The organism is Bacillus rhizoplanae (genome assembly GCF_917563915.1).
Lineage (GTDB): Bacteria > Bacillota > Bacilli > Bacillales > Bacillaceae_G > Bacillus_A > Bacillus_A rhizoplanae.
This window is the reverse complement of record NZ_CAKJTI010000023.1, coordinates 46,081-58,400: the sequence shown is the minus strand read 5'-3', so window position 1 is coordinate 58,400 and position 12,320 is coordinate 46,081. Positions and strand designations below refer to the sequence as shown.

Sequence of the window (12,320 nt, the reverse complement as noted above, 5' to 3'; positions counted from 1 at the left end):
CTGAGCCAGGATCAAACTCTCCAATAAAGTGTTTGTCTAGCATCATAAATAAAAATTGACGTTTCACGTTGTTTGTTTCGTTCAGTTTTCAAAGAACTTTTTAGTCGCTCATTTGCGACTTCCTTATGTTAACATCTCAACTATCTAATGTCAACAATAGTTTTTATTTCTTTTTTCGCTTGATGAATTCGTTCATCAGCGACGAATATTAATTTATCATATATAAAACTATATCGTCAATACTTTTTAATAAAAAATTCTTTTCCTCATATACCTTGTACAATCTTCAGGTGGAGCAATTCTTGTAAATAAAGTAAATAACAATTTATATCGCTCTTCCATCGTCTTTTTTACAATACGATGGATCCTCTTATCCGCAAAGTCAAATAACAATTCATCTAACTCTCTTTTTAATACATATTCTAATTCTTTTTGTTCCTGCTCCGTAATCAATAACCCAATCATTCTGTCACCTCAGCTGTTTCTTATCTACACACCACTTTCCTAATATATGTAAAATTAACTAAAGTTATTTTTTATACTTGGAATCAAGTATCTTCTTCTACTTCATACACTTATCTCATCCATTTCTCTAAATATCAAGGCAGGATAAATTATATAAAGCGTTACCGTTCAGTATATCCTTTTCTTACGATGTTAATCGTTTAGTTCTCTTTTCTTCTTTTTCTGCATATAAGTAACTGAAAAGGATTGGACAAAGGGGCGGAGAAACGATGTTTTTCTTCTTTATAACAAGTAAACATAGGTTTAAACAAATTAGTCTTATTATTGTGCTTTCCCTTTTTACGGCATGGCTGCTCTTTTTGAAAACATATTCTTATGAATCGGTTTTTTCAACAACTACTGGTCCGAAAGCAATTTATAAAGGAGACACGACAAAAAAACAAGTTTCTTTAACGTTCGATATTAGTTGGGGGGATGAGAAAGCATTACCTATACTAGATACATTAAAAGAAAAAAAGATTACAAACGCCACATTCTTCCTTTCGGCAGCATGGGCAGAACGCCATCCTGATATTGTAGAGCGTATTATAAAAGATGGTCACGAAATCGGAAGTATGGGATACAATTACAAAGACTATACTTCTTTAGAAGCAGACGAAATCCGAAGGGACATCTTAAAGGCACAGGACGTATTTACAAAACTTCAAGTGAAGCAAGTTCAACTCCTACGTCCCGCTAATGGTAACTTTAATAAAACGGTATTAAAAATTGCTGAATCTCTAGGATATACGGTTGTACATTGGAGTAATAATTCAAATGACTGGAAAAACCCTGGAGTCAATAAAATCGTTACCACCGTTTCAGAAAATCTACGCGAAGGAGATATCATTCTACTTCACGCTTCTGATTCGGCACTACAAACAAATCAAGCATTACCACTGCTGCTTCAAAAATTGAAAACGGATGGATTTAAAAACATCCCTGTCTCTCAGCTCATCTCTAATACAAATGCTAAAAGCAAAGACATAGATTGAACTTACACCTACTTTACTAAGGCGTAAGCCTTACTGTCCATTAAACAAAATAAAAGCTGATTCCAATATAGGAATCAGCTTTTTTGTCCTATTAAACGATGTAACATTAGGACTTGATACGCATTGCATAGCAACAACGGCACAACCATTAAGTATAACCAATTTGCATCATTGATCCGCAGCGCTGGAACCCATTCAATAACAGTCACAACAATCATAAAGAATAGGGCCGGGACAAAAGCTTTCTTATTCGTCTCTTTACTTTTTATGTAAGCAACAATTGCTCCAAATACAAAGAGAGTCCCAGCAACTAAAATATTCACACCAAGTGATGCATTCCCATTTGCAATCAATACAGAGCGCAAATATACAAAATCAAATAATACAAATGCAATTAAGAAAATTTGTATTGCATTCCAAAGAGATGGAGAACGAAACATCCCTAGCCCAAACCGGTGAATTGTTAAATACGCAAAGAAACCCATCTGACTAATGACACTAAAAATAAAACCTATCCCAAGCAACCAAAAAGAAACCATTAAAATTTCCTTTCCGTCGAAATTTTGAAAAAATTGATTATACTTGTCCCACTCTAAAATAAAACCGATAAAGATTGTACTGCTTCCCCCAAGAAACAATGTCGTCAAAAAGAGTCGTACCCATTTTCGGCTATTCATAGACATATCCCCCATTATCTATATATTTTTACTTAAATTGTAACAATGTCATTTTTAAAAAGCTAGCTATCAATATGTATAAATTCCTTCAAGATATTTATATTAAAAAAGAGAAATATGCGAAAGGAGTCCCAGCTGATGAAACGGATTCTGCTCATTTTGGTCTCTTCCATTCTTTTTATCGGAATAGTTGCATGTGCACAAGAAAAAGAAGCGAAAACCCAATTAGACTATGATCAAACGAAAAAAATGATTATTGATATCTTAAAAACGGATGAAGGAAAAAAAGCAATCCAAGATGTACTAACCGATGAAAAAATGAAACAAGCTCTTATTTTAGATGAATCTGTAGTAAAAAAAACGATTGAAGATACTATGCTATCAGAGAAAGGGCAACAACTTTGGGAAAAATTATTCAAAGATCCTGAGTTTGCTGCTAAGTTTGCAAAAAGCATGGAGAAAGAACAAACAAATTTAATGAAAACATTATTAAAAGATCCTGAGTATCAAGCAGGTGTTATAGAGATCATGAAAAATCCGGAAGTTGAAAAAATCATGATGCAAACAATGAAAAGTAAAGAGTATCGTCAATATTTACAGCAGGTCTTAACTGAAACTGCCGAAAGTCCACTATTCCAAGCAAAAATGATAGATATTATTAGTAAAGGTGTTGAAAAGGCTCAGAAAAGTGGCGGTGAGCAGAAAAAAGAAGGCGGATCAGAAGAAGGAAAAAAAGAACAAAAATAGCCCTCGCACTGAGGGTTATTTTTGTTCAATTGCTGCTCTCTCAATTACTTGCTTAGCAATTTGTTTATAGATTACTCCAACGCTATGCTCCTCATCGTATACAGATGGAGCAAATTCTTCTGCATTCCAATCTGGCTGCTGGAGCGGAATTTGCCCAAGTACTACTGTCTGTAGGTCTGCCGCTAACTTTTCTCCTCCACCTTTACCAAAAACATATTCTTTTTCACCAGTCACTTTACTTTCAAAATAAGACATATTTTCCACAACACCAATAATCTCATGCTCTGTGCGAAGTGCCATTGCACCAGCTCTAGCAGCTACAAAAGCTGCTGTTGGATGAGGCGTTGTCACAATAATTTCCTTACAAGACGGAAGCATAGAATGTACATCTAATGCTACATCACCTGTACCAGGAGGCAAATCTAACACTAAGTAATCTAAATCACCCCACTCTACTTCTGTGAAGAAATGATTTAACATTTTCCCAAGCATTGGGCCTCTCCAAATAACAGGTGCATTGTCTTCTACGAAAAATCCCATCGAAATAACTTTTACACCAAAACGCTCTACCGGAATGATTTTATCACCACGTACAACAGGGCGTTTTTCAATCCCCATCATATCCGGCACACTAAATCCGTATATATCAGCATCAACGATTCCAACCTTTTTTCCTAATCTAGCAAGAGAAATCGCTAAGTTTACAGAAACAGTCGATTTTCCAACTCCGCCTTTTCCACTTGCTACTGCTAGGAAAGTTGTTTTTGAATGCGGTGATAATAAAGATTCACTCTGCTCTTCTTGCGGAGCAAATTGCAATTGTTCCTCTTCGGTAAATTCCGTAAAGCGTAAACCAACTGTTGCTGCTCCTAATTCTTTCACTAATTTCACAATTACTCCTTGCAGCTGCATTTGTTCGGCTGTTCCTGTTTTCACAATCGCAATTTTAATACTCACATGTTCTTTTTCCGGTTTCACGGTGACTTCTTTAATAGCATTTGTTTCTTTTAATGTTTTATTTAGAAACGGATCTACAATCCCTTCAAGTGCTCCCACTACTTGTTCTTTCGTTACCATAACCTGTCCCGCCCCCTGTTATAAAAATAAGATAAAGTAATTGAAATTAAGTTCTTACAAGCGTGTAATAACTCATTAGAACAAAATAAATGCGTTTTCATTGTAAGTATAGCATATTTTCGGAAAACTCCGTTACAAAGAAGACCCTCCCTTAATCGGGAGGGTTTCCTTTCTCAGTAAAATATCGCAATACCCCACGATATATAGCAGCAGAAACTTTTTGCTGATATTTCTCTGAGTTTAATAAATATCTTTCGTTTACATTGGATAAAAAGCCAGCTTCAACTAATACACCCGGTGTTTTCGCATGCTTCAATAAATAAACATGAGAAATTGTTTTTGCCGAACGCTTCGTATTCTCGAGACTTGTTCGTAATTCAGCTTGAATAAACTTTGCTGCTCGCTCATTTTCTACTAAAGAACGATAATAAAATGTTTGTGCTCCTTTCGAATTACCACTTGGGAGGGCATTCAAATGCACACTAACAAAAAAGTCAATATCAGACTTATTAATGATATCAACACGTTTTTTTAAGTCTTCTGCTTTGCGGCGACTATATCCCTTGGTGCTTTTGTCTGCTAAATCATAGTCTCCATTGCGTGTCAAAATAACGAGCGCTCCTTGTTCTTGTAAATAATCTCGCACTTTTTTTGTAATTTCCAGTGTAATATCTTTTTCAACAATATCTTCCCCGCCAACTGCCCCTCCATCCGGGCCACCATGACCAGCGTCTAATACAATAATTTTTCCAGACAAAGGCAAATTCCACGCTCTCCACGATTTTGTAATTTGAAAATCCTGCCTTACTAAGAAAAAGAGTACAACCGCTGCTAACATAAAAGAAATAATCCGAATTCTTTTCATACCTTTCCCCCTCTAGCTAGTCCCTCTACTTACTTATATGGGACAAGAGGAAAGTTTATGATTTTCTTAATGCAGCTTCATGCGATATCTTCTCTCACCCTTTTCATATCCTTGTTGCCACCAAGCATTAATAAAGCGCTGGCACAATTGATATAATTGCTCATCTTCATTTTCTTCTAAAGTATGCAAAAGAACACTTGTCAAAAAATGAAACAGCATTTCTGTTAATTGAATTTCTTCATGAGACGACCTGCTTTTCACATCTAAAAGTGATTCTCCATAATAACCAAACTTACTATACCTAGCTCCTAATAAATAGGACTCAATACCTACCTCTATACAATAATCTTCATAATGACGATGGAATGTATCCATAAAAAAGCAATCGCGAATATTTTCTCTGAGTGTTTGTAATGATAATTCACGCAGTATTTTACGTTCATACTTCAGCTGCTTTTCTCTTTGTTTTTCTTTCAGGCTCACAATAACATTCATAGTACTTAAAACCTCCCTATGTACGTATTAGTCTAAACTTCTCAGTAGGAAGCATACACAAGAAGGCAACACTAAAATATTCCAAAGAAGAGGATGCTAATAAAAGATGTTTACGAACATAATAAAAAAACCCCAGCCAAAAGGCTGAGGTTTGAAGTTCGCAAAAATTAACGTTTTGAGAACTGAGGTGCACGACGAGCACCTTTAAGACCGTATTTTTTACGCTCTTTCATACGTGCGTCACGAGTTAATAGACCTGCACGTTTTAATGTTAAACGGTATTCTGGATCAGCTTTTAATAAAGCGCGAGAAATACCGTGACGGATAGCACCAGCTTGACCAGTGTATCCACCGCCATGTACGTTTACAAGTACATCGTAGTTACCTAAAGTTTCTGTTGCAACTAGAGGTTGTTTCACTACTTCACGTAATGCAGCAAATGGGATATAGTTTTCAAAATCACGACCGTTAATGATAACGCGTCCTTCGCCTGGAACTAGGCGTACGCGTGCTACTGAACTCTTACGACGTCCAGTACCATTGTATTGTACCTGTGCCAAAGTAAGCCCTCCTTTAATTAATTATCCGCGAAGTTCGTAAACTTCTGGTTTTTGTGCTTGGTGTGGATGCTCAGATCCAGCATACACATTTAACTTTTTAGACATTTGACGTCCTAAACGTCCTTTTGGAAGCATGCCTTTAATAGCAAGCTCTAACATTTGTACAGGGTAGTTTGTACGCATTTCTAGAGCTGTTCTTTGTTTAAGTCCACCTGGGTGATTTGTGTGACGGTAGTAAATTTTATCGTTTAATTTATTACCTGTTAAGTGAACTTTCTCAGCGTTAATAATAATTACATGATCACCAGTATCAATATGTGGTGTAAATGTTGGTTTGTTTTTACCACGTAAAATGGATGCTACTTCAGTAGCAAGGCGACCTAAAGTTTTATCTTCAGCATCAACCACGTACCATTTACGCTCAACTTCGTTAGCCTTTGCCATAAAAGTCGTACGCATTTGTTTCCCTCCTACTCAATATCTTTTCATAGAAAAAATTCTATTGTTTATCTTAAACACGATTTCCTTCCGGGGCTAATCGTGGTCTTAGAAACAATACCATATGTTATGATATCCTTTTGAGTTTCTAATGTCAAGCAAATGTTACACCAGGATTAGTTGTTATAGTTTACCTGCCATAAATAAAGGCCTTGCCCCGGTACCATCTTCCCAGCAAAACGGCGGTCTTGTTTTTTTAAAATATCTGGAATGCTTTCAGGAGCAATTTTCCCTTGACCAACACTAAGCAGCGTACCGACAATAATTCGAACCATGTTATATAAAAAACCATTTCCAACAAAACGAAAGACTAGCTCATCACCTTGTTCTATTAAATCTATTTCATAAATTGTTCGCACTTTATCCTTTTTATCAGTTTTTGCCGAACAAAATGAAGTAAAATCATGCGTTCCAATAAAATAAGGAATTGCTTTTCGGATGGATTCTACTTCTAATGCATATGGATACTGATATACGTAATGTCTACGAAATACATCAGCTTTTTTAGATAATAATACACGATAACGATATTCTTTTTTTACAACGCCGTATCGTGCGTGAAAATCTAACGTTTTTTGCTCAGCCTGCTCCACAGCAATATCATCTGGCAGCATTGTATTTAAAGCTGCCATCCATTGCTCTCCTGTTAATGATAACGGTGTATCAAAATGAATGACCTGGCCTTTGGCATGAACATTGGAGTCTGTTCTTCCTGACGCTTGTACACGAACAGCTTCCCCTTTATGCACCTTTTGCAAAGCTTTCTCTATTTCTTGTTGAACAGTACGTTGATTCGGTTGAATTTGATATCCACAAAAGTTAATTCCATCATACGAAACTGTGCATTTTATTCTTTCCATATTCATACTCTCCATTACGATCGAACTAAAATTAAAATACACGCTAAGCCAAATAGGCTTAAGAGTGTTAATGTATCGATCCATTTCCATTCTAGCTGCCGGAATTTCGTACGGTATCCGTTGCTTTGATAACCTCGTGATTCCATAGCAATCGCTAAGTCTTCTGCACGTTTAAACGCACTAATAAATAGTGGTACAAGTAACGAGATAATCGCTTTTAACCTGTCTTTCATTGGACCACCTGCAAAGTCTATACCACGAGAAGCTTGTGCTTTCATAATTTTACTCGTTTCATCCATCAAAGTTGGAATAAAGCGCAGCGAAATAGACATCATAAGTGCAATTTCATGAACAGGAACTTTTATACGTTTTAAAGGATGCAACAGTGTCTCCATACCATCTGTAATTTCAATTGGCGTTGTTGTTAATGTTAATAGAGTGGTCATTAAAATAATGACCAAAAAACGAATGGAAATATAAATTCCCTGCTCCAACCCCTTCTCATATATAGAAAACCATCCAAATTGAACGAGTACAGCACCTTCTTTTGTTGTAAAAATATGCAGAAAGAAAGTGAATAAGAAAATCCATAAAACAGGTTTTAATCCAGAAAGAACATAGCGAATCGGCACTTTTGCAAAAAACAAAGCAATGAGTGCATACAAAAATAGCAAGCCATATGAAATTGCATTATTTGCTAAAAATACAACAAATACATATAAAAAGACCATTAACAATTTTGTACGAGGATCCAGTCTATGAATGGCAGATTCTCCCGGAATATATCTTCCAATAATTAACTGCTGCATGACGAATCCCCACCTTTTCTAAACAGTTGTATGACTTCATCTGCTAAATCTTCTAAAGACAAGGTGGCTTTCGAGATAGAAATGCCTAATTTCTCTTCAATTTCTCGCTTATACTTCAGCGGCATCGGAAGAGACACACCAATTTGTTCAAGCTCATCTGCATGCTTAAAGACTTCTTCTGATGTTCCTTGCAAAAAGACCGTTCCTTTATGCATGACAACAATGTTGTCTGCATATTTTGCAGCATCCTCCATATTATGTGTCACAAGAATCACCGTAAGATCTTTTTGCTTGTGAAGACGATAAAACATCTCCATAAGCTCATTCTGGCCCTTTGGATCAAGTCCTGCTGTTGGCTCATCTAATACTAATACCTCAGGCTCCATCGCTAATACACCGGCTATAGCAACACGTCTCATTTGTCCTCCGCTTAATTCAAACGGAGATCGTTCTAATAGTTCTTCTGATAGTCCAACCAATCGAATAGCATCTTTTGCTTTTTGTTTCGCTTCATACTCAGATACACCAAAATTTAAAGGGCCGAAACAAATATCTTTTTCCACTGTTTCTTCAAATAACTGATGTTCTGGAAATTGAAAAACAACCCCAACTTTCTTTCGAAGAGGTTTTAATTTTTTTACTTTCTTTTGAGAAGATATTGTATATTCTCCAATGCGAACAGTTCCACTCGTTGGTTGTAATAAACCATTTAAATGTTGGATCATCGTTGACTTACCCGAACCCGTATGACCGATAATTGCATAATATCCACCACTAGGAAACACAATATCTATATCGTAAAGGGCTCGCTTTTCAAATGGGGTTTTATATTGATAACGATGCTCTACTTTTTGGAATGTAATCTCCAAAGTTCGCTCACCAAACTTTCCATTGTAAGATGCATTGATTGTAAAGGAATTTCATTGCTTTTCAATAATTCTGCCATTTTCACAGAAAATGGCACGTCTAAACCGATTTCTTGCAGCATTTTCGGTGATTGAAAAATGTGCTCAGGTGTTCCTTCTTCTAATAGTTCTCCGCGATTTAAAATAATAATACGATCTGACTGCGCCGCTTCTTCTAAATCGTGAGTAATCGAAAGAACTGTAATTCCTTTCGTACGAACAAGGTCTCTTACTGTTTCTACCACTTCTTTACGGCCTTGTGGGTCAAGCATAGATGTTGCCTCATCTAATACTAAAATAGACGGTTGAAGTGCTAATACACCTGCAATTGCAACGCGCTGCTTTTGTCCACCCGATAAGTAGTGGGGTTCTTCATTTTGAAACTCTTCCATTCGAACGAGCTCTAAAGCGTGCTTCATACGTTCTACCATTAGCTCCCTGGGTATTCCGGCATTCTCAAGTCCAAAGACAACATCATCCTGTACAGTTGTTCCGACAAATTGATTATCTGGGTTTTGAAAGACCATTCCAATCTGTTTTCGAATATCCCATACAGTTTCTTCAGATAAAACAAGAGTTTCATTTACAGTAATTGTTCCTGCTGATGGTAAAAACAAGCCATTTAATAACTTTGCAAGCGTAGATTTCCCTGACCCATTTTGCCCAATAACAGATACCCATTCTCCTTCATATAAAGAGAATGAAACATCACGCAGGGCGTAAGAAGCAGCTTGAGGATATTGAAATGATATGTTCTCAGCACGAAGCTTCTCTTTTTTCACTCGTGGGCACCCTCTTCCATTATTCAGCCGAATAAAGTGAAACTTCCATCACCAATCGGGCTTTTACGTGCAGTTATCTCCCACCTAGCTTCCCCGCTTCTCTCTAAATCTTGAGGTGGTAGTCTTATTGCCCATTAATGCGGGATAAGCGTTTTCTTCTATGCTTAAAAAAAAAGGGCCATGACCAGTTACTTAAAAAGTACTGTCCTGCCCTTTTGCTTGTCATTATACTAACTCGATAATTACCATTGGTGCAGCGTCACCGCGACGTGGACCAATTTTTGCAATACGAGTGTATCCGCCTTGACGCTCAGCATAGCGTGGAGCTACATCAACGAATAATTTTTGTAATGCATCTTGACCAGTCTCAGCATTAGCAACTTCATTACGAATGTAAGCAGCTGCTTGACGACGAGCGTGAAGATCTCCGCGTTTACCTAAAGTGATCATTTTTTCCACTACAGAACGAAGTTCTTTTGCACGAGTTTCTGTCGTTTGGATGCGCTCGTTGATAATTAAATCAGTAGCTAAGTCACGTAACATAGCTTTACGTTGCGCACTTGTACGGCCTAATTTTCTGTATGCCATTCGTAGTTCCCTCCTTTGTTGATGATTTTAAATCCTCAGTCGTCTTTACGTAAGCCTAAACCTAGTTCTTCTAGCTTATGCTTAACTTCTTCTAAGGATTTACGTCCTAAGTTACGAACTTTCATCATATCTTCTTCTGTTTTATTCGCAAGCTCTTGTACAGTGTTAATACCTGCACGTTTTAAGCAATTATAAGAACGAACAGAAAGATCAAGTTCTTCAATTGTCATTTCTAGAACTTTTTCTTTTTGGTCTTCTTCCTTTTCGACCATAATCTCAGCATTTTGCGCTTCGTCAGTTAAACCAACAAAGATGTTTAAATGCTCTGTTAAGATTTTGGCACCTAAAGAGATAGCTTCTTTTGGCCCGATGCTTCCATCCGTCCATACATCAAGCGTAAGCTTATCATAATTTGCCACTTGTCCAACACGTGTCTTTTCCACTTGGTAAGTCACACGTGATACTGGAGTATAAATAGAATCAATAGGAATTACACCTATTGGTTGATCCTCGCTCTTATTTGCATCAGCTGGCGTATACCCACGGCCACGCTTTGCAGTTAAACGCACGCGGAAATGCGCATCCTTTGCTAACGTTGCAATGTATAAATCTGGATTTAAGATTTCAACATCACTATCATGAGTAATATCAGCAGCTGTGACAATACCTTCGCCCTGTACATCGATTTCGAGCGTCTTCTCTTCTTCAGAGTAGATTTTGAGAGCTAACTTTTTCAAGTTTAAGATGATCGTTGTAACATCTTCTACTACACCCTCAACTGTCGAAAATTCGTGTAATACGCCATCGATTTGGATGGCAGTAACAGCGGCACCAGGGAGTGAGGATAAAAGGATACGACGTAAGGAGTTACCCAAAGTAGTACCATATCCACGCTCAAGCGGTTCAATAACGAATTTACCATACTTAGCATCTTCGTTAAGCTCAACCGTTTCGATTTTCGGTTTTTCAATTTCAATCATTAACTAAACCCTCCTTCAAAACGTCGAAACCTCGGCTAAACAAAGGAAAAACCTCTGTCTAACCGAAAGTCCCCCTTAGGCAGTTCCCGATTGTGCACAACAAGCGATGTTTCTGTACGAAATTTCTCGATAATGCATCATATCCATTATAGACAAAAGGGAAAAATCTATACAGAAAAATTATACACGACGACGTTTTGGCGGACGACATCCATTATGAGGAACTGGAGTAACATCTCTGATTGCTGTTACTTCTAGACCTGCAGCTTGAAGAGCACGAATTGCAGCTTCACGACCAGCACCAGGACCTTTTACAGTAACCTCTAAAGTTTTTAAACCATGCTCCATTGCAACTTTAGCAGCAGTTTCAGCAGCCATTTGTGCAGCGAATGGAGTAGATTTACGAGATCCACGGAAACCAAGTGCACCAGCACTAGACCAAGAAAGCGCGTTACCGTGAGTATCTGTAAGTGTTACGATTGTGTTGTTGAAAGTAGAACGAATATGAGCTATACCAGCTTCAATATTCTTTTTCACACGTTTTTTACGAGTGTTTGTTTTACGTGCCATTGTTAGTTCAACCTCCTTTACTTATTATTTCTTTTTATTTGCTACTGTACGACGTGGACCTTTACGTGTACGAGCATTGTTTTTAGAGTTTTGACCACGAACTGGTAAACCACGACGGTGACGAAGACCACGGTAAGAACCGATCTCCATTAGACGTTTAATGTTAAGAGAAACTTCACGACGAAGGTCTCCTTCAACTTTGATACGATCGACGATATCACGGATACGTCCTAATTCGTCTTCAGTTAAATCGCGAACTCGTGTTTCTTCAGAAACACCAGCTTCAGCAAGAATTTTTTCAGCAGTTGTGCGACCAATGCCGAATACGTAAGTTAAAGAAATAACAACGCGTTTGTCACGAGGAATATCTACACCTGCGATACGTGCCATTCCGAATGCACCTCCTTC

The 12,320-nt window shown here is 37.5% G+C and carries 17 protein-coding genes; 2 read left to right on the top strand and 15 right to left on the bottom strand.

Going from position 1 to position 12,320, the window contains the following annotated elements; translation table 11 throughout:
* Positions 1–246: 246 nt before the first annotated feature.
* A complete protein-coding gene (locus tag LRP84_RS17230; RefSeq protein ID WP_230576188.1) occupies positions 247–465 on the bottom strand; it encodes a hypothetical protein in 219 nt (72 codons plus the stop codon).
* Positions 466–734: 269 nt separating this feature from the next.
* On the opposite strand from LRP84_RS17230, the gene pdaB reads away from it, so the two are divergent.
* Positions 735–1,499: a polysaccharide deacetylase family sporulation protein PdaB gene (gene pdaB / locus LRP84_RS17225; protein ID WP_230576187.1), complete on the top strand. Its 765-nt coding sequence runs from the start codon at positions 735–737 to the stop codon at positions 1,497–1,499.
* A gap of 74 nt (positions 1,500–1,573) precedes the next feature.
* On the opposite strand, the gene LRP84_RS17220 is transcribed toward pdaB, so the two are convergent.
* Complete coding sequence (locus LRP84_RS17220; protein WP_230576186.1) at positions 1,574–2,176, bottom strand: KinB-signaling pathway activation protein; 603 nt, start codon at positions 2,174–2,176, stop codon at positions 1,574–1,576.
* A 138-nt stretch (positions 2,177–2,314) separates the two neighbouring features.
* Here LRP84_RS17220 and gerD point away from each other — a divergent pair, with 138 nt between their 5' ends.
* A complete protein-coding gene (gene gerD / locus LRP84_RS17215; RefSeq protein ID WP_230576185.1) occupies positions 2,315–2,923 on the top strand; it encodes a spore germination lipoprotein GerD in 609 nt (202 codons plus the stop codon).
* 15 nt (positions 2,924–2,938) lie between these two features.
* On the opposite strand, the gene salA is transcribed toward gerD, so the two are convergent.
* The 13 genes from salA to rpsM form a co-directional block, all read right to left on the bottom strand.
* Positions 2,939–4,000 (bottom strand): iron-sulfur carrier protein/transcriptional regulator SalA, encoded by a 1,062-nt coding sequence (gene salA, locus LRP84_RS17210; RefSeq protein WP_230576184.1) that lies wholly within the window; start codon positions 3,998–4,000, stop codon positions 2,939–2,941.
* A 151-nt stretch (positions 4,001–4,151) separates the two neighbouring features.
* Entirely contained in the window at positions 4,152–4,865 is a 714-nt protein-coding gene (gene cwlD, locus LRP84_RS17205; protein ID WP_230576183.1) for an N-acetylmuramoyl-L-alanine amidase CwlD, read from the bottom strand.
* A 66-nt stretch (positions 4,866–4,931) separates the two neighbouring features.
* Entirely contained in the window at positions 4,932–5,360 is a 429-nt protein-coding gene (locus LRP84_RS17200; protein ID WP_230576182.1) for a DUF2521 family protein, read from the bottom strand.
* 167 nt (positions 5,361–5,527) lie between these two features.
* On the bottom strand, positions 5,528–5,920 hold the full coding sequence (gene rpsI / locus LRP84_RS17195; RefSeq protein WP_020063209.1) for a 30S ribosomal protein S9: 393 nt from the start codon (positions 5,918–5,920) through the stop codon (positions 5,528–5,530).
* Between the two features lie 21 nt (positions 5,921–5,941).
* Positions 5,942–6,379 carry a 50S ribosomal protein L13 gene (gene rplM, locus LRP84_RS17190; protein ID WP_098310017.1) on the bottom strand — a complete coding sequence of 146 codons (438 nt, stop codon included), beginning with the start codon at positions 6,377–6,379 and terminating at the stop codon, positions 5,942–5,944.
* Positions 6,380–6,534: 155 nt separating this feature from the next.
* Positions 6,535–7,278 carry a tRNA pseudouridine(38-40) synthase TruA gene (gene truA / locus LRP84_RS17185; protein ID WP_302850616.1) on the bottom strand — a complete coding sequence of 248 codons (744 nt, stop codon included), beginning with the start codon at positions 7,276–7,278 and terminating at the stop codon, positions 6,535–6,537.
* A 14-nt stretch (positions 7,279–7,292) separates the two neighbouring features.
* The gene (locus tag LRP84_RS17180; protein WP_230576180.1) at positions 7,293–8,087 is read right to left on the bottom strand and encodes an energy-coupling factor transporter transmembrane component T family protein; all 795 of its coding nucleotides are present in this window, start codon (positions 8,085–8,087) and stop codon (positions 7,293–7,295) included.
* On the bottom strand, positions 8,075–8,956 hold the full coding sequence (locus LRP84_RS17175; RefSeq protein ID WP_230576179.1) for an energy-coupling factor ABC transporter ATP-binding protein: 882 nt from the start codon (positions 8,954–8,956) through the stop codon (positions 8,075–8,077). Before LRP84_RS17175 ends, LRP84_RS17180 begins: the two co-directional genes overlap by 13 nt.
* Complete coding sequence (locus LRP84_RS17170) at positions 8,932–9,774, bottom strand: energy-coupling factor ABC transporter ATP-binding protein (RefSeq protein ID WP_230576178.1); 843 nt, start codon at positions 9,772–9,774, stop codon at positions 8,932–8,934. Before LRP84_RS17170 ends, LRP84_RS17175 begins: the two co-directional genes overlap by 25 nt.
* 225 nt (positions 9,775–9,999) lie before the next feature.
* Positions 10,000–10,362 (bottom strand): 50S ribosomal protein L17, encoded by a 363-nt coding sequence (gene rplQ, locus LRP84_RS17165; protein ID WP_230576177.1) that lies wholly within the window; start codon positions 10,360–10,362, stop codon positions 10,000–10,002.
* Positions 10,363–10,397: 35 nt separating this feature from the next.
* A complete protein-coding gene (locus LRP84_RS17160; RefSeq protein WP_000569645.1) occupies positions 10,398–11,342 on the bottom strand; it encodes a DNA-directed RNA polymerase subunit alpha in 945 nt (314 codons plus the stop codon).
* Positions 11,343–11,522: 180 nt separating this feature from the next.
* Complete coding sequence (gene rpsK, locus LRP84_RS17155) at positions 11,523–11,912, bottom strand: 30S ribosomal protein S11 (RefSeq protein WP_003194384.1); 390 nt, start codon at positions 11,910–11,912, stop codon at positions 11,523–11,525.
* Positions 11,913–11,936: 24 nt separating this feature from the next.
* Entirely contained in the window at positions 11,937–12,302 is a 366-nt protein-coding gene (gene rpsM / locus LRP84_RS17150) for a 30S ribosomal protein S13 (protein WP_035433696.1), read from the bottom strand.
* Between the last annotated feature and the right edge of the window lie 18 nt (positions 12,303–12,320).